This is a genomic window from Prolixibacter sp. NT017 (genome assembly GCF_009617875.1).
GTDB lineage: Bacteria > Bacteroidota > Bacteroidia > Bacteroidales > Prolixibacteraceae > Prolixibacter.
On record NZ_BLAV01000001.1, the window covers coordinates 3,500,549 to 3,522,196 of the forward strand.

The window sequence follows — 21,648 nt, forward strand, 5'->3', positions numbered from 1 at the left end:
TTATATTACAGAAGGACCGCCACCGGTACGTCCCTTGATACGACCACCTTTCAACAGGCCATCGTAGTGACGCATGAGCAGGTGACTTTCAATCTGCTGCAAGGTATCCAGAATAACTCCTACAAGAATCAACAGTGATGTACCGCCATAGAAGTGCGCAAACTGAGAGTTCACTCCCATCATCATTGCAAATGCAGGCAGAATCGTTACCAGTCCCAAAAAGATGGAACCCGGCAGTGTAATTCTTGACATGATGGTATCCAAATATTCAGCCGTTCGTTTACCCGGTTTTACTCCCGGAATAAACCCGCCATTCTTTTTCATGTCCTCAGCCATTTGGACCGGATTAATGGTAATAGCGGTGTAGAAATAGGTGAATATGATTACCAGCATGAACTGGGTAAAATTATACCAGAATCCGGTATAGTTCGAGAATGCAGACACGAAGCCACTCATTGATTCCGAACCGGAAAATCCGGCAATACTCATCGGTACGAACATGATCGCCTGGGCAAAGATGATAGGCATTACACCAGCAGCATTCACCTTCAGGGGAATGTACTGACGAACACCGCCGTACTGACGGTTACCTACAATCCGCTTTGCATACTGCACCGGTACTTTCCGGGTACCCTGTACCAACAGGATAGTCACCATAAATACCAGGAACAACAATACAAACTCGACCAGGAACATCACCAGTCCTCCTCCCTGCTCTTCTAACCGGCTAACAAACTCGGCGAAGAGTGCGAAAGGCAGACGGGCAATAATACCAATCATGATAATCAGCGAAATACCATTACCAATTCCCTTATCGGTAATTCGTTCACCCAGCCACATGATAAACATGGAACCGGCCGTCAGAATCACCGTCGAGGCAACGGTAAATGCAGCCCCTTTGATAGCGAAAGCTGTCTCGGGAAGCTGGTAGTGCAGGTTAGTCAGGTAAGCCGGAGCCTGAAACAACAGAATACCCACTGTCAAATAGCGGGTAATCTGATTAATTTTATTACGTCCGGATTCTCCTTCCTTCTGCAACTTCTGAAAATAAGGAACTGCGATACCCAAAAGCTGCACTACAATTGAAGCACTAATGTAAGGCATAATTCCCAATGCGAATACCGATGCATTGGAGAATGCCCCCCCGGAAAACATGTTCAACAATCCTAACAGTCCTTCTGATGATTGCGCCTTCAGTGCACCGAGCTGCGCGGGGTCAATCCCCGGCAACGAGACGTATGAACCGAGTCGGTAAACCAACAGAAACAGAAAGGTAACAGTCAACCGGGATCTTAGATCCTCAATTTTGTAGATGTTCTTAAGGGTCTCGAATAACTTTTTCATTAGGTTCAGAGTATTTCAGTAGTTCCTTCTAATTTTTCGATTGCCTCTTTAGCGCTCTTTGAGAAAGCATGGGCTTTTACGTTGAGTTTTTTACTCAATTCACCGTTTCCGAGAATTTTCACCTTATCGTTTTTAGAGATAAATCCTGCGGCGATGAGCGTGTCAACGTCGATTGCTTCCAGGCCTTTATCGTCGGCTAATTTCTGCAAAACACTCAGGTTGATAGCTTTGTATTCAACCCGGTTCACATTTTTGAAACCGAACTTAGGCACAAGGCGCTGCAAAGGCATCTGTCCACCCTGGAATCCGATTTTACGTGAGTAACCGGAACGGGATTTGGCACCTTTGTGACCACGGGTTGATGTACCTCCTTTACCGGAGCCCTGACCACGGCCAATCCGCTTTTCGCTTTTGGTGGAACCTTTTGCAGGCTGTATGTTATGCAATTCCATATCTGAAAAAAAGTTTTTTGTCGTTAAACTTCTTCAACCTTAACAAGGTGTTTCAGTTTGTTAACCATTCCCTGAATTTGCGGGGTAGCCTCATGCTCGATGGTCTGGTTGAGTTTTCTCAGTCCCAGGGCCACCAGGGTTTTCTTCTGAACCTTTGAAGCACCGATTCCGCTTTTCACCTGTGTAATTCGAATTTTTGCCATTTCTCTAGGTGTCTTTCTTAACCGTTAAACACTTTATCGAGGGTTACGCCACGATGTTCAGCAACTGTGTAAGCATCGCGCATTTCGAGCAATGCATTGAACGTTGCTTTCACCAGATTGTGCGGGTTAGACGATCCTTTGGACTTAGCCAGGATGTCGTGTACTCCAACACTCTCCAGTACGGCGCGCATAGCACCCCCTGCTTTTACCCCGGTACCCGAAGATGCCGGTTTCAGGAAAATTCGTGCACCACCATACTTGGCGATTTGCTCGTGTGGAATGGTTCCGTTGATAACCGGAACCTTAACGAGATTTTTCTTTGCTGCATCAACACCTTTCGCGATGGCGGTGGTTACTTCACTGGCTTTACCAAGACCCCAGCCTACAATTCCGTCTTCGTTGCCAACAACGACGATAGCTGAAAAGCTGAATGTTCTACCACCTTTGGTGACTTTGGTGACACGGTTAATTGCTACTAACCGGTCTTTAAGGTCGAGATCGCTGGTTTTTACTTTTTTAATGTTCTTTGCCATAATGCTTAGAATTTAAGACCTCCTTCGCGAGCAGCTTCTGCAACTGCTTTTACACGTCCGTGATACAAATATCCCCCTCTATCGAATTTAACGGTACTGATACCTGCAGCTACTGCTTTCTCAGCAGCCAGTTTCCCAACTTTTGCTGCAATCTCGATTTTCGTACCCTTTTCAGAGGCGATTTCTTTATTCAGTGAAGATACGGCAACCAAGGTATTACCCGCTACATCATCGATCAGCTGCACGTAAATCTGCTTATTGCTGCGATATATATTCATGCGAGGAGCCTCGGCAGAACCAGAAATTTTAGTCCTGATTCTTTTACGAATTCTATCTCTTCTTTCTTGCTTTGTAAGAGCCATAACTCAAAAGTCAAATTATTTAACATTGGCCGATTTACCAGCTTTACGACGCAGCTGCTCTCCAACAAACTTGATACCTTTTCCTTTGTAAGGTTCAGGCATACGGAAGGAACGAATTTTAGCAGCAACCTGGCCGATGAGCTGTTTGTCAGCACTCTTAAGTGTTACGATTGGATTGCTTCGCTTGTCGGTCACGGCTTCTACCTTCACTTCGTTAGGAAGCTGAATGTAGGTATGGTGAGAATATCCCAGAACCAGATCAAGAATCTGTCCTTTGTTCTCGGCACGATAACCAACACCAACCAATTCCAATTTAATTTCATAACCCTTTGAAACGCCTTCAACCATGTTGTTAATCAACGAACGGTACAGACCGTGCATCGCTTTATGACGCTTCTGCTCAGTAGGACGCTTCACCTCAATGGTGTTTCCTTCTACAGAAACCTCCATTTCGGGATCGACCTTTTGGGAGAGTTCTCCCTGGGGACCTTTTACGGTAACGATATTTTCGTCGCTTACGTTTACGGTCACTCCGGCAGGGACTTCAATGGGCAGTTTTCCTATCCTTGACATTGTAATTCCTCCTTTATTAATAAACGTAGCACAAAATCTCTCCACCTACTTTCAGGTCCGTTGCTTCTTTATCGGTGATAACCCCTTTCGATGTGGAAAGAATGGCTACACCCAGACCGTTCAGTACACGCGGAATTGAATCGGTGTTACAGTAACGGCGAAGTCCGGGTTTGGAGATACGTTTCAGCGTTTTGATCGCTGGTGTACCGTCTACCGGATGGTACTTGAGAGCGATTTTAATGCTTCCCTGGTAGTTTTTCTCTTCATCAATTTTGTAATTCAAAATGTAACCTTTCTCCTTCAGGATTTTGGTCATTTCGATTTTCAGGTTTGATGCAGGAATCTCTACTACTTTATGTTTTGCCTTAAGGGCATTTCTCAGTCGAGTCAGATAATCTGCAATCGGATCAGTCATCTTTGCAATAATTTAAATGATTACCAACTTGCTTTTTTTACTCCGGGAATCAGGCCGGCCGAAGCCATTTCACGGAACTGAATCCTGGAGATGCCGAACTGACGCATGTACCCTTTCGGACGACCAGTGAGTTTGCAACGGTTGTGCATACGTACGCGTGATGAGTTACGCGGCAGTTTGCTCAGTGCAATATAATCACCTTCTTCTTTCAGGCGTGCCCTTTTTTCGGCATATCTTTCAACGAGTTTCGCACGTTTTACTTCGCGTGCTTTCATTGATTCCTTAGCCATATCCTTTAATTCTTTTTAGCGTTTTTAAACGGAATACCAAATGCGCGAAGCAGTGCATATCCCTCTTCATCGGTGTCAGCCGAGGTTACGAACGTAATATTATACCCATTAATTTTCGTCACTTTATCGAGAACGATTTCGGGGAAAATAATCTGTTCGGTAACACCCAGTGTATAGTTTCCACGTCCGTCGAATTTGTCGTTTACTCCTTTGAAGTCGCGAATACGCGGCAGAGCAACACTAATCAAACGATCGAGAAATTCGTACATTCTTTCACGACGAAGTGTTACGCGAACTCCAATCGGCATTTTTTTACGCAATTTGAAGTTCGAGATATCTTTCCGTGAATTGGTGGTTACAGCTTTCTGACCTGTAATTGCAGTCAATTCTTCAACTGCAATCTCGATAAGCTTCTTATCGGCGATAGCGGCACCAACTCCCTGGTTGATAATGATTTTCTCGAGTTTCGGAACCTGCATAACTGAGCTATAACTGAACTCTTTCTGCAAAGCAGGAACGATTTCTTCTCGGTACTTGTTCTTTAGTGTAGGTACGTAATCCATTACTTAATCTCCTCTCCTGATTTTTTCGAATAACGTACTAATTTTCCTTTGTCGTTCAGGCGACGGCCAATGCGAGTCCGCTTACCGCTTGCAGGATCAACCAACATTAAGTTGGAAATGTGCACCGGAGCTTCTTGTTTCAAGATGCCTCCCTGTGGATTTTCTGCATTGGGTTTGGTGTGCTTTGACACCAGATTGACTCCCTCGACGATGGCGCGGTCTTTCTCCCGGATTACCTCGAGCACTTTTCCTTGCTGCCCTTTTGAGTTGCCGGATATAACCACTACGCTATCCCCTTTTTTGATATGTAACTTTTTCTGCATTGTTCTGAATCTTTTTAAAGTACTTCAGGTGCCAAAGAGACAATTTTCATATGGCTGTCACGCAGTTCACGGGCGACGGGACCGAAAATACGGGTTCCGCGCATTTCGCCGGTTGCACTGAGCAACACAACTGCATTGTCGTCGAAGCGAATGTATGAACCATCCTGACGGCGCACTTCTTTCCGCGTACGAACAACAACAGCCTTCGAAACAGTCCCTTTTTTCAAGTCGCTGCCAGGAAGAGCGTTCTTAACCGTTACCACCACTTTGTCACCCAAAGAGGCATAACGCTTGCGGGTACCGCCTAAAACGCGAATGACCAAAGCTTCCTTTGCTCCGCTGTTATCGGCAACTGTACAACGTGTTTCTTGCTGTATCATGGTTACTTAGCTCTTTCTAAAATTTCAACTAGTCTCCATCCCTTGTTTTTCGACAGAGGACGGGTTTCCATAATTTTTACGGTATCGCCAATGTTGCAGGTATTAGCTTCGTCGTGTGCATAAAATTTGCTGGTTTTATTCACAAACTTCCCGTACATAGGATGTTTAACCTTACGCTTTTCTGCAACGACAATGGTTTTATCCATCTTATTGCTAACGACAACGCCGATACGCTCTTTCCGAAGATTTCTTGTTTCCATTGTCTTAATTATTTTTCTTCAAGTTGACGTTTCCGCAGTTCCGTTTGCAAACGAGCAATATCTCTGCGGGTATGGCGAATTCTCAACGGATTATCAAGCGGGCTCACGGCATGATTCATTTTCATCCGAACCAGCTCTTCATTCGCGTTATCGATCTTCTCAACGATTTCCGCTGTGGTTAACTCTCTGATTTCAGAAGTTTTCATTACTCATTAATTGAAGATTCTACAAAATCGCGTCGAACAACAAATTTGGTTGTTACGGGCAACTTCTGCGCTGCCAAACGTAATGCCTCCTTCGCCAGTTCGAACGGAACGCCGTCAACTTCAATCAGGATTCTTCCTGGAGTAACGGGTGCGACAAATGCTTCAGGAGCTCCTTTACCTTTACCCATACGTACCTCTGCAGGCTTCTTGGTAATCGGTTTATCTGGAAATATTCGGATCCAAATCTGTCCCTGACGTTGCATGTGGCGGGTTACCGCTACCCTGGCTGCCTCAATCTGGCGGCCGGTAATCCATGTTGTTTCCAGGGATTTAATACCAAAGGTTCCGAATGCCAGTTGATTGCCCCGTTGGGCATTCCCCTTCATCCGTCCCTTTTGTACTCTTCTGAACTTTACTTTTTTTGGCTGTAACATCTTTTCTAACTTTCTCGATGGTTAACAGACTAAATTATTTCCTACGCTTCTTGGCACCGCCACCTTGTTTGCCTCCACGTCCAGGTCCTTTTTGTGTTCCTACGTTTGGTGACAGGTCGCGTTTACCATAGATTTCTCCTTTGCAGATCCAGACCTTTACACCGATTAAACCGGTTTTGGTCAGGGCCTCTCCAAGGGCGTAGTCAATGTCGGCACGAAGGGTGTGCAACGGAGTACGGCCATCTTTATACATTTCTGAACGAGCCATTTCAGCTCCGTTCAAACGACCGGAAACCTGTACTTTAATACCCTCTGCTCCCATTCGCATAGCGGAAGCAATGGCCATTTTAACGGCGCGGCGGTAGGCAATCTTGCCTTCTACCTGGCGTGCGATATTATTAGCGACGATGCGAGCGTCGAGTTCAGGACGTTTAATCTCGAAGATGTTGATCTGAACTTCTTTCTTGGTGATCTTCTTCAACTCCTCTTTCAACTTGTCAACTTCCTGACCACCTTTACCAATAATAATACCGGGCCTTGAGGTATGGATGGTGATAGTGATAAGCTTCAGCGTACGCTCGATGATGATCTTCGAGATGCTTGCTTTAGCCAAACGTGCAGAAAGATATTCCCGCAGCTTGTGGTCTTCGACCAGTTTATCACCATAATTGTCACCTCCGAACCAGTTGGAATCCCATCCTTTGATGATTCCAAGCCTATTAGATATCGGATTTACTTTTTGTCCCATGTATTATTATTTAGAAATTTCTTCAACAACATTCTTACTGTCCAGACGGATAGTTACATGGTTCGAACGTTTCCGAATACGGTGCGCACGACCCTGGGGTGCCGGGCGCAGACGCTTCAGAATACGTGCCGAATCAACGAACACCTCTGACACGTAAAGATTACTTTCCTCAATCCTTACGCCTTCGTTTTTAGATTGCCAGTTCGCAATAGCTGAAAGCAAAAGCTTTTCAACTGCGCGAGAGGCTTCCTTTGACGAGAACTTCAGGACGTCCAGAGCTTGATTCACCTCCATGCCGCGGATCATATCAGCGACAAGACGCATTTTACGCGGCGAAGTGGGACAATTGCGCAGAACGGCCTGATATTGTTGTTTTTTTGCTTCTTTGAGCAATTCAGCGCTCTTTCTTTTTCTTGAACCCATCGTTAGTACTTTTTACTACTTTTTAACATTACCGTGGGTATGGCTTATTTCTTTTTGTTTCCACCATGACCCCGGAAGGTACGTGTAGGTGCAAATTCTCCCAATTTGTGACCAACCATGTTCTCAGTTACATAAACAGGGATAAACTTGTTTCCGTTGTGAACAGCGATGGTATGGCCTACAAAATCAGGTGAAATCATGGAATGTCTGGCCCACGTTTTGATTACCGACTTCTTCCCACCTTCATTCATGGTGAGAACCTTTTTTTCCAATTTAAAGTCGATAAAAGGGCCTTTTTTAAGCGAACGGCTCATAATCGATGATTACTTTTTCCTACGTTCAACAATGTACTTATTCGAAGCCTTCTTCTTAGCGCGGGTTTTATAACCCTTAGCCAGAACGCCTTTACGCGATCTTGGGTGTCCACCCGAAGAGCGTCCTTCTCCACCACCCATTGGGTGATCGACTGGGTTCATAGCTACTCCGCGAACTCGCGGACGACGACCAAGCCAGCGGCTTCGACCGGCTTTACCTGATCTTTCAAGCGCATGATCGGTGTTTCCAACTGTACCTACCGTTGCACGGCAAGCAGTAAGAACCATACGGGATTCGCCTGAAGGTAATTTGACAATCACGTACCTTCCTTCACGAGAAGTAAGCTGCGCATACGAACCAGCCGAACGAGCCATGACGCCGCCTTGTCCGGGATGCAACTCAATGTTGTGAACGATGGTACCCAAAGGTATATTGGCTAACGGAAGGGAGTTTCCAACTTCCGGAGCAACGCTTTCTCCCGAAATAACGGTTTGGCCTTCACGAAGACCGTTCGGGGCGAGGATGTAACGTTTTTCTCCATCAGCGTAAACTAAAAGAGCAATACGTGCGGTACGATTCGGATCGTACTGTACAGAATGCACTTTAGCGGGAATACCATCCTTATCGCGCTTAAAGTCGATAACACGGTACTTCCGCTTATGCCCGCCACCTATATACCTCATTGTCATCTTACCGGTGTTATTACGCCCACCGGTTTTTTTAATGGGCTTTAACAATGATTTCTCAGGTGTGTCTGTCGTAACGGTATCAAAGGCACCAATGATTTTGTGCCTTTGACCCGGTGTTACAGGTTTTAATTTTCTAACTGCCATCTCTTAATTTAGATATTGCTGTAAAAATCAATAGTGTCACCTTCTACCAAAGTAACGACTGCCTTTTTATACGAGTTGGTCTTACCAGTCAGAACACCGCTTTTTGTATAGCGTGATTTGGTTTTGCCCGGATAGACCATGGTATTTACGGAGGCAACCTTAACGCCATAGAGATCTTCTACAGCCTTTTTAATCTGCTGTTTATTTGCCCTGCGATCAACAACAAAACCGAAGCGGTTAAACGTTTCCGCCTGGTCAGTCATTTTTTCGGTTACAATGGGGCGAATCAGAATATCAACCATCATTTTTAGCGTTAAATCTTAAACATTTCCTCCATTGCCTTCACAGAACTCTCCACTAAAACCACTTTTTTAGCATGCATAATTTTATATGTGCTTAATTCAGAAGCAGTTACAACTTCGGCGTTCTGTAAATTTCTGGATGACAAATATATGTTTTTATTTGCTTCAGATAAAACAATCAGCGACTTTTTATCAGCCACCGCCAGATTGTTCTGAATAGCAACAAACTCCTTGGTTTTTGGCGCTTCGAAATTGAAGTCTTCCATTACCACGATATCGTTGCTTTTTGCTTTATAGGTCAGAGCCGATTTACGGGCCAATGCTTTCAGCTTTTTGTTCAGCTTGAAACCATAGTTGCGCGGCTGTGGTCCAAATGCACGACCTCCGCCACGGAAAATAGGCGACTTGATACTACCCGCACGGGCTGTACCTGTACCTTTCTGACGCTTTAGCTTACGGGTCGAACCGGTAATCTCACCACGTTCCTTCGACTTGTGGGTACCCTGACGCTGATTGGCCAGGTACTGTTTTACATCAAGGTAAATGGCGTGATCGCTAGGTTCAACAGCATAGATAGAATCAACCAACTCTATGCTTCTTCCGGTTTCTTTTCCTGCTGTATTTAAGATTGCAATTTCCATTACTGTGCAATGATTAAGTATGAACCTTTGGCTCCGGGTACGGAACCTTTAACAATCAAGAGATTTTTCTCTGGGATAACCTTCAGCACTTTCAGGTTCTCTACTGTTACTGTCTTACCTCCATCGCGTCCGGCCATACGCAGACCTTTAAATACACGAGCAGGATAAGAAGCAGCTCCGATAGAACCCGGTGCACGCAGACGGTTATGCTGACCATGTGTGGATTGTCCAACACCGCCAAAACCATGACGCTTAACTACCCCTTGAAAACCTTTACCTTTTGAGATACCCTGAATATCGACCCAGCTTTCTTCCTGGATAATGTCAACAGTTACGGTATCGCCAAGCTTGAGCTCTTCATCGAATCCATTGAATTCGACTACTTTGCGTTTAGGACTGGTACCGGCCTTTTTATAATGGCCAAGTTCAGCTTTTGTGCTGTGCTTTTCCTTTTTGTCCTGAAAACCCAGCTGAATTGCTTCGTAACCATCAGTATCGATGGTTTTAACCTGGGTAACAACACAGGGACCAGCCTCAATCACAGTGCATGGGATGTTTTTCCCCTCAACACTGAATACGGAAGTCATTCCGATTTTCTTTCCAATTAATCCTGGCATTTCTACTTACTTTAAGCAGTTTATCAAACTTTAATTTCAACCTCAACACCGCTGGGAAGCTCGAGCTTCATCAGGGCATCGATTGTTTTCGCAGTTGAACTGTAAATGTCGATCAATCGCTTGTACGACGACAATTCAAACTGCTCCCTCGATTTTTTATTTACGAAGGTTGACCGCAATACAGTAAAAACGCGACGATGAGTAGGAAGCGGTATAGGACCGCTCACTACTGCACCGGTAGTCTTCACTGTTTTTACGATCTTTTCTGCTGATTTGTCGACCAAGTTATGATCGTAAGATTTCAGCTTTATCCGAATTTTTTGACTCATGATAAGAACGTATTACAGCAATTATATTATAACAGATCAGTTCTTCCTTTAACATTTTCCAGAACCTCAAGTGCGATGTTCTTCGGAACCTCAGCGTAATGCGAGAATTCCATCGAAGAAGTTGCGCGACCAGAAGACAAAGTACGGAGTACAGTAACGTATCCGAATTGTTCTGAAAGCGGAACAGATGCTTTCACCACGCGGGCACCCAGTTTAGAGTCCATGCTCTCAACTTGACCACGACGACGGTTCATATCGGAAACAATGTCACCCATATATTCGTCCGGTGTAACAACCTCTACCTTCATAATCGGCTCAAGCAATACTGGTTTCGCTTTCGAAGCAGCATTTTTGAATGCCTGGCGACCGGCAACCTCAAACGACAACTGGTCGGAGTCAACCGGGTGGAACGAACCGTCGAGCAAGGTAACTTTCAAATTCTCTACCGGGAAACCAGCCAACGGACCGTTCACCATAGCATCTTTGAAACCCTTCTCAACAGACGGGATAAATTCCTTCGGAATGTTTCCACCTTTTACTGCGTTCTCGAACTGCAGACCTGAGTGACCTTCATCAACCGGGCCAACTTTAACAATAACGTCCGCAAATTTACCACGACCACCAGTCTGCTTCTTGTAGGTCTCACGCAACTCAACAGTTTCGGTAATCGCTTCCTTGTAGGCAACCTGAGGTGCTCCCTGGTTACACTCAACCTTGAATTCGCGTTTCAGACGATCGACGATAATTTCCAGGTGAAGCTCACCCATACCACGAATAACTGTCTGTCCGCTGTCTTCGTCAGTTTGTACAACGAAAGTCGGGTCTTCTTCAGCCAGCTTAGCCAAACCGTTAGACAGTTTGTCCAAGTCCTTCTGAGTCTTCGGCTCAACAGCCACACCAATAACCGGTTCCGGGAAGGTGATAGACTCAAGCTGAATAGGTTTATCAACAGCACACAGGGTATCTCCGGTGCGGATGTCTTTGAAACCAACGGCTGCACAAATATCTCCGGCCTCAACAGCGTCACGCGGTTGCTGCTTGTTGGAGTGCATCTGGTACAGACGAGAAATACGCTCTTTTTTACCGGTACGGGTGTTCATTACATACGAACCGGCATCCAGCGTTCCTGAATATACACGGATAAAGCAAAGACGACCTACGTACGGGTCGGTAGCGATTTTAAATGCAAGTGCGGTCAGCGGCTCATCAGCTTTCGGCTCACGCATAATCACTTCTTCAGTACCCGGCTTGTAACCTTTTACTGCACCAACATCGATTGGACTGGGCAGGTAAGCACAAACAGCGTTCAGTAGTGTCTGAATACCTTTATTTTTGAAAGCTGAACCGCAAAGCATCGGAACGATATCGCCAGCAATAGTCGCTTTACGGATAACCCCCTTCATCTCCTCAACAGAAATACTGTCCGGATCTTCGAAGAATTTCTCCATCAGCTCCTCGTCCTGTTCGGCGACTGCTTCAACCAGCTTCTCACGATATTCGTTTGCCTGGTCAACCAGGTCAGCCGGAATTTCTTCAATATCGTATGCCGCGCCCATGGTTTCGTCATGCCATACAATGGCTTTCATCGAAATCAGGTCAACAACACCTTTGAATGTTTCTTCGGAACCAATCGGAATCTGAAGCGGAACCGGATTTGCACCCAGTTTTTCTTTCACCTCACCAACAACCTTGAAGAAGTCGGCTCCCGAACGGTCCATCTTGTTAACAAATCCCATACGCGGAACACCATATTTTACAGCCTGACGCCATACAGTTTCCGACTGGGCTTCTACACCGCCAACGGCGCAGAAAGTTGCAATAGCACCATCGAGTACACGCAGCGAACGCTCAACCTCTACAGTGAAGTCAACGTGTCCGGGAGTATCGATAATGTTAATCTGATGAACAATATCGTTATACTTCCACTCGGTAAATGTTGCAGCCGAAGTAATGGTAATACCACGCTCCTGTTCCTGCTCCATCCAGTCCATTGTAGCTGCACCGTCGTGAACCTCACCAATTCGGTGGGTACGACCGGTATAGAACAAAATCCTTTCGGTGGCAGTGGTTTTGCCGGCATCAATGTGGGCCATGATGCCTATATTTCTTGTATTTTTTAAATCCCTTGCCATGTGAATAATTATACTCTATTCGTGAATCCTTTTACTAATAACCTAACAACACGATACGATTAGAAACGGAAGTGTGCAAATGCACGGTTCGCTTCTGCCATACGGTGGGTATCTTCTTTCCTTTTGAAAGCTCCACCTTCTTCGTTAAATGCTGCCATGATTTCAGCAGATAATTTCTCTGCCATCGATTTACCTGAGCGTTTGCGTGCGAAAAGAATCAGGTTACGGATTGAAATCGCGGTCTTACGTTCGCCACGGATTTCCATCGGCACCTGGAAGGTTGCCCCTCCTACTCGCCTACTTTTTACCTCTACCTGAGGTGTAATGTTCTGAAGGGCTTTTTTGAAAATATCGAGAGACGAAAGTTCGTTGTCTTTCATCCGCTCATCTACTATCGCCAGGGCATCGTAGAAAATTTTGAATGCAGTGGTTTTCTTACCATCACGCATCAAGTCATTTACAAACCGGGTTACCAGTGTGTCATTGAATTTCGGATCTGGCAACAGAATCCTCTTCTTTGGTTTTGACTTCCTCATTTTAGTTACTCTTGTTAAGTGTTATTCGAATCAGCTGTTGTTCAGTCTTCAGTTTGATAGCCTGCATGCACAGACCCTTACTCAACTAAACCACTACACAAATAACTAAATTGTACTAATTTCATTAACTGCAATAAATCGCTTATTTCTTCGGACGTTTAGCACCGTATTTCGAACGACGCTGCGTACGACCTTCTACTCCGGCTGTATCGAGCGCACCACGAATCAAGTGGTAACGTACACCAGGAAGGTCTTTTACACGACCACCACGCACCAGCACGATAGAGTGCTCCTGCAGGTTGTGTCCTTCACCCGGAATGTAAGCGTTTACTTCTTTACCATTGGTTAACCTTACCCTGGCAACTTTACGCATTGCTGAGTTCGGCTTCTTCGGCGTAGTCGTGTACACACGCACACAAACGCCACGACGTTGCGGACAAGCGTCCAGCGCGGGAGACTTACTCTTCTCGTTAATCTGCTTTCTCCCTTTACGTACTAACTGTTGAATAGTAGGCATAAAAGTTTAAAATTTGAACATTAATATATTTACGCACACAAAATGGTTCGCAAAGGTACATTATTTTTCGGAGAATCAGCACTGTTTATTACTCAACAGCGGCAGATCCTGCCTAAAATCGGTTTGCAAAATTACACATTTTCAAGACAAAACCTCATTATCAATAAAAAAAATAGTGCTATCTCCTCGATTTTGAGGATTTTTGAGTTTCTGGAAGGATTTTTCACTAGCGTGCCACGCGTTCGCGGAAGATGGATTTGATAGGATCGAAGAGTCGTTGTATCAAACGACGATCTTCGGTAATAATCTCGGCTGTGCCGGAAATCTCGTGATTAAAATCGAGCTTCGTTCCATAGTTAGTCACCAGGCCGTTGGGCAAATTAACCTCACATGAATAGTAGTTATCATTCGGGACTTCCGAGATTTTATCGACACGACCTTCAACCATACCATATTCCATGTACGGATAATTGGCAAATTTAATGTTGACTTTCTGTCCTACCTTCACTTTTCCCGATCCCTGTATCTGCAATTTCACTTTACCAATAATGCGACTGGGTTTATCGGGAACAATCGTAAACACATTCTCGCCCTTCGTCACATTCTGGTTCACACTCCAAAACTTAGTGAAGGTGGCGTTGCCATCAATGGGCGCTTTCATTAAGTAATTCAACTCCCATACACCAATTTCGCCCCGGAGGTTATTGTAGGCTTCTTCCAGCGAAAGCTGTAACCCTTTTTTCTCCTGGTCGTATTTGTTCTGCATGTCGATGACCGACTGTTGCAAATCCAGAATTTTCATCTGGGTTTCGGCCAGCGTTGTCCGGACACCTTCAAAATCGTATTGCTTATTCAGCAACGTCTGCTTGGAGGTTTGATATTCAGCCAGCGATAACACACCTTTATTATATAGCAGTGAATCGCGCTTAAACTTCTGTTCCGCCAGTCCCAAATCTTCCGCAACCACTTTCCGGCGGCTCCACTGCCGGTCGTAGTACATCCGGTAAACTCCTACCTGGTCCTGCAGTGCATTAATTTTTTCGGGATAATAATTACGCTCGGAGAAATGGAGGTAATCATTGTATAACTTCAGAAAGGCCGTATACTTCGGTTGAATGGTACCAAGCGTATAACTATCCTTGAAAACGGTTTGCTTCTTCAAATCGAAGTCAATGAAGAATGGCGACAACCAACGCAAGTGCTTTTCCAAATCCAGCACATCGTCGAAATTGGCCGGATTTTCCAACAACGCAATCCGCTGCCCTTTTTCAACATGCTCCTTATCTTTTACGTACAACTGCGTGATTTTCCCATCGACACGAGCCACTATATTAGCCGGCGGATTTTCGGTGGTAACCACAATGGGAGAGGTAATAATATCGGGATATTTGAAGAACCAGCTACCTACAAAAAGCAACACAACCACCACAAAAACCAGCGTTGTGCCGTTTCGCGTAATCCACGCAGGCATCCGTCCAAGAATATCCTGAACTTCCTCGCTTCTGATTTCCAAGTGTCTCTTTTTTTCCATAAAACCGGTAGCGGTTACTTATTATATATGGTATCCCGAAAAATCAGGCTCCCAACTCCAACTGGTTTTTCACCAGATGGAAATATTGTCCTTTTTTAGCAATCAATTCATTGTGCGTTCCCCGCTCTACAATCGCCCCTTTTTCAAGCACGACAATCTGATCGGCGTTCTTCACCGTGCTTAACCGGTGAGCCACGACAACCACTGTTCTTCCTTTATAGAACTCCTCCATGTTTTCCATGATGATTTTTTCGTTGTTGGCATCCAACGCATTGGTTGCCTCATCGAGGAAAATAAAATCGGGGTCTTTGTAAATGGCACGGGCCAGCAAAATACGTTGCTTCTGTCCCTGCGACAATCCTACACCTTCCTGTCCAATTTTAGTATTGTAACCAAGAGGCAGTGATTCGATGTAGTCCTGAATATTGGCCATCCTGACAGCGTGCAGCATTCGCTCCCTGTCGATAATATCCTGGCCAACGGCTATATTATTAATAATGGTATCCGAAAAAATAAATCCGTCCTGCATGACCACTCCGCACTTGTCGCGCCACAAGCGGCTGGAAAAGTTTCGCAGCTGAATATCGCCTAAATGAATGTCGCCTTTTACCGGCTGATAAAAACCCAACATTAACTTGATAAGCGTCGTTTTTCCACTTCCGCTCATCCCCACGATTGCTGTCGTTTTTTCGGCTGGCACATGCAAACTAATATCCTTAAGCACCATGGGTGAATGTGGCCCTTCGTACTGGAAGTGAACACCATCGATGGTTATCTCTTTGTTTTCCGGGAAAACCGTAATCTTGGGGTCTTCAGCTTTTTCCTCATCTTCCTTTTCGTGAATTTCACCCAACCGCTCCAGCGAAATCTTCGCATCCTGCGCTGTCTGGAAGAAGTTCATCAATCCTTCAATCGGGGCATTCATCTGACCGATGATATACGAAACAGCAACCATCGCACCAAGCGTCATCTGACCATCAATAACCAACTTTGCTGAAAAGAACGAAACCAGAATATTCTTCAACTGGTTGACAAAGCCAGAACCGATCGTCTGCGTCTGCGTAAGCGATAACCGCTGTACATTCACCCGAAACAACCGGGCCTGAATGCGCTCCCACTCCCAGCGCTTCTGCTTTTCGCTATTATTGAGTTTGATTTCCTGCATTCCGGTTATCAACTCAATCAACTTGCTCTGGTTGTCGGCCAACTGCGAAAAACGACGAAAATCGAGCTCCCGGCGCTTTTTCATGAAAAAGAGAATCCAGACTACGTATAGGATACTTCCGATAAGGAAAATAGCGAGAATCTGCCAGCTATAAATGGCCAGCACGATGGAGAAAACCACCAGGTTGAACATGGAGAAAAGCACGTTCAGCGACTGGTTGGTCAGAAATTGTTCTATCCTGACATGATCGCCGATACGCTGCATCATATCTCCTATCATTTTCGTATCGAAAAAGCCGATAGGCAACCGCATCAGCTTCACCAGAAAGTCCGATATCAGTGAAATATTGATACGTGTCGTGAGGTGCAATAATATCCAGTTGCGGATAAATTCTACGGTAGTTTGCGATATAAACAATACGAGCTGGGCAACCAGAACCAGGGTAACAAATCCCATGTTCCGGTTATTGATACCCACGTCGACCATCGATTGGGTCAGGAACGGGAAAATCAACTGGAAGACACTTCCCAGGAATAACCCCAGCGCCAGCTGTACCAGGTATTTCTTATACGGCTTCAGATAGGCAAACAGGAACCGGAACGAAGATTTATCCGTCTTCTCATCTTCGATATTATAAAAATCGGGAGTCGGTTCCAGGAGCAAACAAAGCCCTTTGGCATTCTCTGTATCTGTCGAGCCGGTCCATCCTTTCATAAATTCGTTTACCGAATATTTCAGCAAACCATACGCCGGATCGGCTACGTAAATCTTTCCTTTTTTGATTTTATATACAACGACGAAATGCTCCTGCTTCCAATGAACAATACAAGGCAACGGAACCTGCTCCGTCAACTGCTCAAAGGAGACTCGCGCCCCGATAGAACGCATACCAATCGATTCGGCCGCATCCGATATTCCCAGCATGGATACGCCTTCGCGAGTCAGGTAACTTCGGTCCCTCAGGGTTTGAAGTGAAAAATTTTTCCCGTAATGTTTGGCAATCATCCGGAGGCACGACGGACCACAGTCCATGGCATCCAATTGCTTAAAGAAGGGAAATCGCTGCATGTACAGATAGTTTAGTCCCTGGAAATGTTCAAGAACAAATATAGCGGGATTCAATTATATTCAAAACAAAATGGTTTTTTATGTATAGTTCAGAAGGCCATATTCGATAAAATATATTCTAAAACATATTTCCAAACCCTGATTTCTGGTCATTCCACCCTCCATTTCTTCGGAAAAAATTCTGATAAATCTGATTAACAAGTTATTTACCCTGAAAAACCGATACTTCCACCCGAAAAAAGCCATCAATCTATTACCATAAAAGGGTTGTGTCTTGTTAAATAATTTTTAATTTTGATAGACTCGTTTGGCACCTGTCTGAAAAAAACAGGTGCCGTTTTACTATTCAAAACCTTTAAACATTTTTTTCCATCCTAAAAACTTTGACTGCACATGAAAGTATACCAAACCAATGAAATTAGGAATCTGACGTTACTGGGTAATGCCGGCGCCGGGAAAACCACCCTCGCGGAGACGATGCTCTACGAGGGTGGTGTTGTCAACCGCATGGGTGAAGTAGAAAACAAAAACACCGCTTCTGACTATCACCAGGTTGAACAGGAGTACGGAAACTCCGTTCATCCAACCGTTCTCTATACCGAATACAACGGTTGCAAGCTGAACATCATCGATACTCCCGGAATGGACGATTTTGTCGGTGGTGTCATTCCCGCCCTCAGCGTAGCCGCTACCGGACTCATGGTTTTCAATACCGTGAACGGCGTGGAAGTCGGAACCGAAATTGCCAACCGTAACGCTGAAAAATTCCACACTCCGCTTATTTTCGTGATGAACCACCTGAATCACGAAAACACCAATTGGGATATGTCCATCGATTCGGCGAAAGCCGCTTTCGGAAACAAACTGGCCATCGTACAGTATCCCGTCAATCCTGGTGTTGAATTCAATAAAGTGATCGACGTACTGAAAATGAAAATGTACGAATGGCCTGCTAATGGTGGAAAAGCTCAGATTGTTGATATTCCGGAAGAGGAAAAGGAAAAAGCTGAGCAAATGCACAACGAACTTGTCGAGATGGCCGCTGAGAATGACGAGGACCTGATGGAACTCTTCTTCGAAAAAGGCGAGCTCACCGAGGATGAAATGCGCACCGGTTTGAAATTAGGAATGCTCGACCGCAGTGTTTTCCCGGTATTCTGTACCTGTGCCTCCTGCGATATGGGAAGCCGCCGTTTGATGGAATTCATCATCAATGTGGCACCGCACCCGGGCGAACTGGCACCGAGAAAAACGGTCGATGACAGAGAAGTCAAAGCCGATACCAACGGCCCGACTTCACTCTTCGTTTTCAAAACTTCCGTAGAACAACATGTTGGTGAAATCACTTATTTCAAAGTGATGTCGGGAACCGTAAAAGAAGGTATGGACCTGATAAACACGACCCGCGACGCCAAAGAACGTATTTCGCAAATTTATGCCGTAGCCGGAAAGAACCGGACCAAAGTCACCGAAATGGTCGCTGGCGACATTGGTGCTACCGTAAAACTGAAAGAAACCAAACACAATCATACCCTGTCCGACAAGGATGCCAACTATAAATTCCCGCCGCTGCAATATCCTGAACCACGATACCGGACAGCCATTAAAGCGGTAAACGAAGCCGATGAAGAAAAGATGGGCGAATACCTGCACCGGATGTCCGAAGAGGACCCGACTTACGTGGTCGAGTACTCGAAGGAATTGAAACAGGTAATTGTGCACGGCCAGGGAGAATATCACCTCAACACGCTGAAGTGGTACTTTAACAATATCTTTAAAATTGATATTGAATATCTCAAACCGAAAATTCCTTACCGGGAAACCATTACAAAAGCAGCTCAGGCCGACTACCGTCATAAAAAGCAGAGTGGTGGCGCCGGACAATTTGGCGAGGTACATATGATTATCGAGCCATTCGAAGAAGGAATGCCTGCCCCATCTGTCTACAAAATTGATGGCAAAGAATGGAAGGTCAGCCTTCGCGGTACCGAAGAACACAAACTTTCGTGGGGTGGTAAACTGGTATTCTGCAACTGTATCGTCGGAGGTTCCATCGACGCCCGCTTCCATCCGGCCATCCTGAAAGGAATTATGGAAAAAATGGAAGAAGGTCCGTTGACCGGTTCATACGCCCGCGACATCCGCGTTTGTATTTACGATGGTAAAATGCACCCGGTTGACTCCAACGAAATTTCGTTTAAGCTGGCCGGACGTAATGCCTTCAGCCAGGCGTTTAAGAAAGCCGGAGCAAAAATCCTCGAGCCCATCTACGATGTGGAAGTACTCGTACCATCCGACCGCATGGGTGATGTGATGAGTGATCTGCAGGGACGCCGTGCGCTCATCATGGGAATGAGTTCTGAAAAAGGATTTGAGAAAATTGTGGCTAAAGTTCCATTGAAAGAGATGGATCGTTATTCAACTGCTTTAAGTTCGCTGACGCAAGGACGCGCTATGTTCACCATGAAATTTGCCGGTTACGAGAAAGTTCCGGGAGAAATTCAGGAAGAACTGCTTGCTGCTTACGAAGCGGAACAAAATGAAGAATAAACTGTCTTTTCCAACCTATGATTAACTCTTAATACAGAAAGGCTGTCTACATTCCGGACAGCCTTTCATTTTATTTTGTAATTCCTTCGCTTCTGCAATATTCTCTTCCCGGCAGATGCATAGCGTCATCCCGATCGAAAAAAATTTCCATCGGGAAGAAAAAAATTCTCCATCGGGATCGAAATATTTTTTCATCAGGCCCCCGATTTACCTTCTCCGGAAGACTGGCGGCCTACCCTTACCGAATTATTTGTAACAATTTCACGAACCGGCTTGTCCGGCAGACTTACCGGATGAGATGTATAAATCCTTTTCGTCGTCGTCGTGTTCCATCGCGGCCCTTCGCGTCCACCACATAAAAATAAACGCCCGCTGAAGCCGGTTTCCCGCCTATCTTACCATCCCATGCTGCCAATTCGGAGTCTGCAGGGATATAGCCGCTCTTTTTGTAATGGTGCACCGTCCTTCCCCATCGATTCAAAATCTGAAAATCGAGCGATTCCAGCGAACGTGTTTTGATTTTTAACACATCGTTCATTCCGTCACCATTGGGCGTAAATACAGGCGGAACCAATACCAGGGCGGTATCGGCCACAATATAATCACCCAGGTAAAATGTGTCACGACAGGTGAAATTCGGATTTTCCTTGGCTGCTACCAGCTTCACCATATAGCGTCCCGAGTTTTCGTAAGTATAAACGGGATTCACACCGATCAGTGTTTCCATAATCGAATCGACCGGTTGCGTTGCCGTGGAAGCTTCTTCCCTGATAGCTGTAATATCTTTGAACAGAAACCATTCGTATTTATCGTCGTCCGCATTAACCGACTCGTTATTAAACTGCACTTCCAACGGTGCCTGGTAATTCGAGTACTGCGGATCACTTTTCTGGGTGGTTGTCCACGAAAATTTGGCTTCGGGTACTACCGATTGGTACGTCACCGTGGCAGTTGCTAAGCAGCCCGCCCGATTGGTTACTTCCAGCCGGTAATCCGTATTTTGCGCCGGAACATCGTACATGGTAAAGGCCGGCTGAGTCGACAAACGCACGTCACCACCGTACCAGGCATACGTGTCATTGGATGCCACCGTTACCTGCTGATTCGAAGTAATATCGTAATAGGCAAAAGTCGAACCCGTTACCGTCGATTCAAGTTGAAATGATGTACAGGTTGATGCAGATACTGCAGCCGTTGCCTGCAACCAACTGTTAAAAACCCACGCCCGAAATGAATAATTGGTGCCACCATCGGTGAACGAAACCTGGTAACAGCCATCTGCCAGATTCTGTATAACAGATGACGCTCCGCTTTCGGTTGTATACGCGTCGAAAGTGCCGGTGGAGCTGTTGTATTTTGTCCAGTTGAATGTTACTACACCACCAGCCGACTCTGCCTGCAGTTCGGCAATCTGCTGCCCCTGCTGCGTGCAGAAATAGTAAATCATATCGTTATTCGGGGTAACCGGATAACTCGTACTTTCCGAAAAATCAGATGCCGGCGCAGTAAGTTGCTGCGCATTCGAATGAAGAGTTATTCCGGATACGAGAAAAACAACAAGCCAGACTTTAGCAACCAGTGGGTTAATTTGCATGCAGGTAAT

Annotated in this window: 29 protein-coding genes; 1 reads left to right on the plus strand and 28 read right to left on the minus strand. The window is 45.4% G+C overall.

What is annotated here, in order from left to right:
- The 27 genes from secY to GJU87_RS14680 form a co-directional block, all read right to left on the minus strand.
- Nucleotides 1-1,344: a preprotein translocase subunit SecY gene (gene secY, locus GJU87_RS14550; RefSeq protein WP_106540246.1), complete on the minus strand. Its 1,344-nt coding sequence runs from the start codon at nucleotides 1,342-1,344 to the stop codon at nucleotides 1-3.
- A 5-nt stretch (nucleotides 1,345-1,349) separates the two neighbouring features.
- Entirely contained in the window at nucleotides 1,350-1,796 is a 447-nt protein-coding gene (gene rplO / locus GJU87_RS14555; RefSeq protein ID WP_106540247.1) for a 50S ribosomal protein L15, read from the minus strand.
- 23 nt (nucleotides 1,797-1,819) lie between these two features.
- Nucleotides 1,820-1,999: a 50S ribosomal protein L30 gene (rpmD, locus tag GJU87_RS14560; protein ID WP_106540248.1), complete on the minus strand. Its 180-nt coding sequence runs from the start codon at nucleotides 1,997-1,999 to the stop codon at nucleotides 1,820-1,822.
- Nucleotides 2,000-2,016: 17 nt separating this feature from the next.
- Complete coding sequence (gene rpsE / locus GJU87_RS14565; RefSeq protein ID WP_106540249.1) at nucleotides 2,017-2,532, minus strand: 30S ribosomal protein S5; 516 nt, start codon at nucleotides 2,530-2,532, stop codon at nucleotides 2,017-2,019.
- A gap of 5 nt (nucleotides 2,533-2,537) precedes the next feature.
- Complete coding sequence (gene rplR / locus GJU87_RS14570) at nucleotides 2,538-2,894, minus strand: 50S ribosomal protein L18 (protein WP_153640173.1); 357 nt, start codon at nucleotides 2,892-2,894, stop codon at nucleotides 2,538-2,540.
- Nucleotides 2,895-2,909: 15 nt separating this feature from the next.
- A complete protein-coding gene (rplF, locus tag GJU87_RS14575; protein WP_153640174.1) occupies nucleotides 2,910-3,467 on the minus strand; it encodes a 50S ribosomal protein L6 in 558 nt (185 codons plus the stop codon).
- 16 nt (nucleotides 3,468-3,483) lie between these two features.
- Nucleotides 3,484-3,882, minus strand: a complete 399-nt coding sequence (rpsH, locus tag GJU87_RS14580) for a 30S ribosomal protein S8 (protein WP_106540252.1) — start codon at nucleotides 3,880-3,882, stop codon at nucleotides 3,484-3,486.
- A 20-nt stretch (nucleotides 3,883-3,902) separates the two neighbouring features.
- Nucleotides 3,903-4,172, minus strand: a complete 270-nt coding sequence (gene rpsN / locus GJU87_RS14585; RefSeq protein ID WP_106540253.1) for a 30S ribosomal protein S14 — start codon at nucleotides 4,170-4,172, stop codon at nucleotides 3,903-3,905.
- Between the two features lie 5 nt (nucleotides 4,173-4,177).
- Nucleotides 4,178-4,735 (minus strand): 50S ribosomal protein L5, encoded by a 558-nt coding sequence (gene rplE / locus GJU87_RS14590; protein WP_153640175.1) that lies wholly within the window; start codon nucleotides 4,733-4,735, stop codon nucleotides 4,178-4,180.
- Nucleotides 4,735-5,058: a 50S ribosomal protein L24 gene (rplX, locus tag GJU87_RS14595; protein WP_106540255.1), complete on the minus strand. Its 324-nt coding sequence runs from the start codon at nucleotides 5,056-5,058 to the stop codon at nucleotides 4,735-4,737. Before rplX ends, rplE begins: the two co-directional genes overlap by 1 nt.
- A gap of 14 nt (nucleotides 5,059-5,072) precedes the next feature.
- Nucleotides 5,073-5,438, minus strand: coding sequence for a 50S ribosomal protein L14 (rplN, locus tag GJU87_RS14600; RefSeq protein WP_025863443.1), 366 nt, complete (start codon nucleotides 5,436-5,438; stop codon nucleotides 5,073-5,075).
- A 2-nt stretch (nucleotides 5,439-5,440) separates the two neighbouring features.
- Nucleotides 5,441-5,698 (minus strand): 30S ribosomal protein S17, encoded by a 258-nt coding sequence (gene rpsQ / locus GJU87_RS14605; RefSeq protein WP_027585463.1) that lies wholly within the window; start codon nucleotides 5,696-5,698, stop codon nucleotides 5,441-5,443.
- 8 nt (nucleotides 5,699-5,706) lie between these two features.
- A complete protein-coding gene (rpmC, locus tag GJU87_RS14610) occupies nucleotides 5,707-5,904 on the minus strand; it encodes a 50S ribosomal protein L29 (protein ID WP_025863441.1) in 198 nt (65 codons plus the stop codon).
- Complete coding sequence (rplP, locus tag GJU87_RS14615; protein ID WP_106540257.1) at nucleotides 5,904-6,338, minus strand: 50S ribosomal protein L16; 435 nt, start codon at nucleotides 6,336-6,338, stop codon at nucleotides 5,904-5,906. Before rplP ends, rpmC begins: the two co-directional genes overlap by 1 nt.
- A 34-nt stretch (nucleotides 6,339-6,372) precedes the next feature.
- Nucleotides 6,373-7,086 (minus strand): 30S ribosomal protein S3, encoded by a 714-nt coding sequence (gene rpsC / locus GJU87_RS14620; RefSeq protein ID WP_153640176.1) that lies wholly within the window; start codon nucleotides 7,084-7,086, stop codon nucleotides 6,373-6,375.
- Between the two features lie 6 nt (nucleotides 7,087-7,092).
- Nucleotides 7,093-7,509 carry a 50S ribosomal protein L22 gene (gene rplV, locus GJU87_RS14625; RefSeq protein ID WP_153640177.1) on the minus strand — a complete coding sequence of 139 codons (417 nt, stop codon included), beginning with the start codon at nucleotides 7,507-7,509 and terminating at the stop codon, nucleotides 7,093-7,095.
- Between the two features lie 44 nt (nucleotides 7,510-7,553).
- On the minus strand, nucleotides 7,554-7,823 hold the full coding sequence (rpsS, locus tag GJU87_RS14630; RefSeq protein WP_106540260.1) for a 30S ribosomal protein S19: 270 nt from the start codon (nucleotides 7,821-7,823) through the stop codon (nucleotides 7,554-7,556).
- Nucleotides 7,824-7,832: 9 nt separating this feature from the next.
- Nucleotides 7,833-8,657, minus strand: a complete 825-nt coding sequence (gene rplB, locus GJU87_RS14635; RefSeq protein ID WP_153640178.1) for a 50S ribosomal protein L2 — start codon at nucleotides 8,655-8,657, stop codon at nucleotides 7,833-7,835.
- An 8-nt stretch (nucleotides 8,658-8,665) separates the two neighbouring features.
- Nucleotides 8,666-8,962 (minus strand): 50S ribosomal protein L23, encoded by a 297-nt coding sequence (gene rplW, locus GJU87_RS14640; protein WP_373921479.1) that lies wholly within the window; start codon nucleotides 8,960-8,962, stop codon nucleotides 8,666-8,668.
- 8 nt (nucleotides 8,963-8,970) lie between these two features.
- Nucleotides 8,971-9,600 (minus strand): 50S ribosomal protein L4, encoded by a 630-nt coding sequence (gene rplD / locus GJU87_RS14645; RefSeq protein ID WP_106540262.1) that lies wholly within the window; start codon nucleotides 9,598-9,600, stop codon nucleotides 8,971-8,973.
- Nucleotides 9,600-10,217 (minus strand): 50S ribosomal protein L3, encoded by a 618-nt coding sequence (gene rplC, locus GJU87_RS14650; protein WP_153640179.1) that lies wholly within the window; start codon nucleotides 10,215-10,217, stop codon nucleotides 9,600-9,602. The genes rplD and rplC overlap by 1 nt, the downstream gene beginning before the upstream one ends.
- Nucleotides 10,218-10,240: 23 nt before the next feature.
- Nucleotides 10,241-10,546: a 30S ribosomal protein S10 gene (rpsJ, locus tag GJU87_RS14655; protein WP_025863432.1), complete on the minus strand. Its 306-nt coding sequence runs from the start codon at nucleotides 10,544-10,546 to the stop codon at nucleotides 10,241-10,243.
- A gap of 26 nt (nucleotides 10,547-10,572) precedes the next feature.
- The gene (gene fusA / locus GJU87_RS14660) at nucleotides 10,573-12,678 is read right to left on the minus strand and encodes an elongation factor G (RefSeq protein WP_153640180.1); all 2,106 of its coding nucleotides are present in this window, start codon (nucleotides 12,676-12,678) and stop codon (nucleotides 10,573-10,575) included.
- A 59-nt stretch (nucleotides 12,679-12,737) separates the two neighbouring features.
- On the minus strand, nucleotides 12,738-13,214 hold the full coding sequence (rpsG, locus tag GJU87_RS14665; protein ID WP_106540265.1) for a 30S ribosomal protein S7: 477 nt from the start codon (nucleotides 13,212-13,214) through the stop codon (nucleotides 12,738-12,740).
- Nucleotides 13,215-13,356: 142 nt separating this feature from the next.
- A complete protein-coding gene (gene rpsL, locus GJU87_RS14670; RefSeq protein WP_106540266.1) occupies nucleotides 13,357-13,731 on the minus strand; it encodes a 30S ribosomal protein S12 in 375 nt (124 codons plus the stop codon).
- Nucleotides 13,732-13,957: 226 nt separating this feature from the next.
- Nucleotides 13,958-15,244 (minus strand): HlyD family secretion protein, encoded by a 1,287-nt coding sequence (locus tag GJU87_RS14675; RefSeq protein WP_194831543.1) that lies wholly within the window; start codon nucleotides 15,242-15,244, stop codon nucleotides 13,958-13,960.
- A gap of 61 nt (nucleotides 15,245-15,305) precedes the next feature.
- Nucleotides 15,306-17,495 (minus strand): peptidase domain-containing ABC transporter, encoded by a 2,190-nt coding sequence (locus GJU87_RS14680; protein WP_153640182.1) that lies wholly within the window; start codon nucleotides 17,493-17,495, stop codon nucleotides 15,306-15,308.
- Nucleotides 17,496-17,888: 393 nt separating this feature from the next.
- On the opposite strand from GJU87_RS14680, the gene GJU87_RS14685 reads away from it, so the two are divergent.
- Nucleotides 17,889-20,045, plus strand: coding sequence for a translation factor GTPase family protein (locus GJU87_RS14685; protein ID WP_153640183.1), 2,157 nt, complete (start codon nucleotides 17,889-17,891; stop codon nucleotides 20,043-20,045).
- 286 nt (nucleotides 20,046-20,331) lie between these two features.
- Here the strand turns inward: GJU87_RS14685 and GJU87_RS14690 are convergent, their stop codons facing one another.
- On the minus strand, nucleotides 20,332-21,639 hold the full coding sequence (locus GJU87_RS14690) for a gliding motility-associated C-terminal domain-containing protein (RefSeq protein WP_153640184.1): 1,308 nt from the start codon (nucleotides 21,637-21,639) through the stop codon (nucleotides 20,332-20,334).
- Nucleotides 21,640-21,648: the final 9 nt, after the last annotated feature.

Coding starts and splice junctions, on each gene's coding strand:
- rplV (WP_153640177.1), bottom strand. CDS start 7,509: ATGGGTTCAAGAAAAAGAAAGAGCGCTGAATTGCTCAAAGAAGCAAAA.
- GJU87_RS14680 (WP_153640182.1), bottom strand. CDS start 17,495: ATGCAGCGATTTCCCTTCTTTAAGCAATTGGATGCCATGGACTGTGGT.
- rplE (WP_153640175.1), bottom strand. CDS start 4,735: ATGGATTACGTACCTACACTAAAGAACAAGTACCGAGAAGAAATCGTT.
- rplF (WP_153640174.1), bottom strand. CDS start 3,467: ATGTCAAGGATAGGAAAACTGCCCATTGAAGTCCCTGCCGGAGTGACC.
- fusA (WP_153640180.1), bottom strand. CDS start 12,678: ATGGCAAGGGATTTAAAAAATACAAGAAATATAGGCATCATGGCCCAC.
- rpsS (WP_106540260.1), bottom strand. CDS start 7,823: ATGAGCCGTTCGCTTAAAAAAGGCCCTTTTATCGACTTTAAATTGGAA.
- GJU87_RS14685 (WP_153640183.1), top strand. CDS start 17,889: ATGAAAGTATACCAAACCAATGAAATTAGGAATCTGACGTTACTGGGT.
- GJU87_RS14690 (WP_153640184.1), bottom strand. CDS start 21,639: ATGCAAATTAACCCACTGGTTGCTAAAGTCTGGCTTGTTGTTTTTCTC.
- rpmC (WP_025863441.1), bottom strand. CDS start 5,904: ATGAAAACTTCTGAAATCAGAGAGTTAACCACAGCGGAAATCGTTGAG.
- rplC (WP_153640179.1), bottom strand. CDS start 10,217: ATGCCAGGATTAATTGGAAAGAAAATCGGAATGACTTCCGTATTCAGT.
- secY (WP_106540246.1), bottom strand. CDS start 1,344: ATGAAAAAGTTATTCGAGACCCTTAAGAACATCTACAAAATTGAGGAT.
- rpsG (WP_106540265.1), bottom strand. CDS start 13,214: ATGAGGAAGTCAAAACCAAAGAAGAGGATTCTGTTGCCAGATCCGAAA.
- rplO (WP_106540247.1), bottom strand. CDS start 1,796: ATGGAATTGCATAACATACAGCCTGCAAAAGGTTCCACCAAAAGCGAA.
- rpsL (WP_106540266.1), bottom strand. CDS start 13,731: ATGCCTACTATTCAACAGTTAGTACGTAAAGGGAGAAAGCAGATTAAC.
- rplR (WP_153640173.1), bottom strand. CDS start 2,894: ATGGCTCTTACAAAGCAAGAAAGAAGAGATAGAATTCGTAAAAGAATC.
- rplP (WP_106540257.1), bottom strand. CDS start 6,338: ATGTTACAGCCAAAAAAAGTAAAGTTCAGAAGAGTACAAAAGGGACGG.
- rpsC (WP_153640176.1), bottom strand. CDS start 7,086: ATGGGACAAAAAGTAAATCCGATATCTAATAGGCTTGGAATCATCAAA.
- rplD (WP_106540262.1), bottom strand. CDS start 9,600: ATGGAAATTGCAATCTTAAATACAGCAGGAAAAGAAACCGGAAGAAGC.
- rplB (WP_153640178.1), bottom strand. CDS start 8,657: ATGGCAGTTAGAAAATTAAAACCTGTAACACCGGGTCAAAGGCACAAA.
- rpmD (WP_106540248.1), bottom strand. CDS start 1,999: ATGGCAAAAATTCGAATTACACAGGTGAAAAGCGGAATCGGTGCTTCA.
- rpsN (WP_106540253.1), bottom strand. CDS start 4,172: ATGGCTAAGGAATCAATGAAAGCACGCGAAGTAAAACGTGCGAAACTC.
- rpsJ (WP_025863432.1), bottom strand. CDS start 10,546: ATGAGTCAAAAAATTCGGATAAAGCTGAAATCTTACGATCATAACTTG.
- rplW (WP_373921479.1), bottom strand. CDS start 8,962: ATGATGGTTGATATTCTGATTCGCCCCATTGTAACCGAAAAAATGACT.
- rplX (WP_106540255.1), bottom strand. CDS start 5,058: ATGCAGAAAAAGTTACATATCAAAAAAGGGGATAGCGTAGTGGTTATA.
- rpsQ (WP_027585463.1), bottom strand. CDS start 5,698: ATGGAAACAAGAAATCTTCGGAAAGAGCGTATCGGCGTTGTCGTTAGC.
- rplN (WP_025863443.1), bottom strand. CDS start 5,438: ATGATACAGCAAGAAACACGTTGTACAGTTGCCGATAACAGCGGAGCA.
- rpsE (WP_106540249.1), bottom strand. CDS start 2,532: ATGGCAAAGAACATTAAAAAAGTAAAAACCAGCGATCTCGACCTTAAA.
- rpsH (WP_106540252.1), bottom strand. CDS start 3,882: ATGACTGATCCGATTGCAGATTATCTGACTCGACTGAGAAATGCCCTT.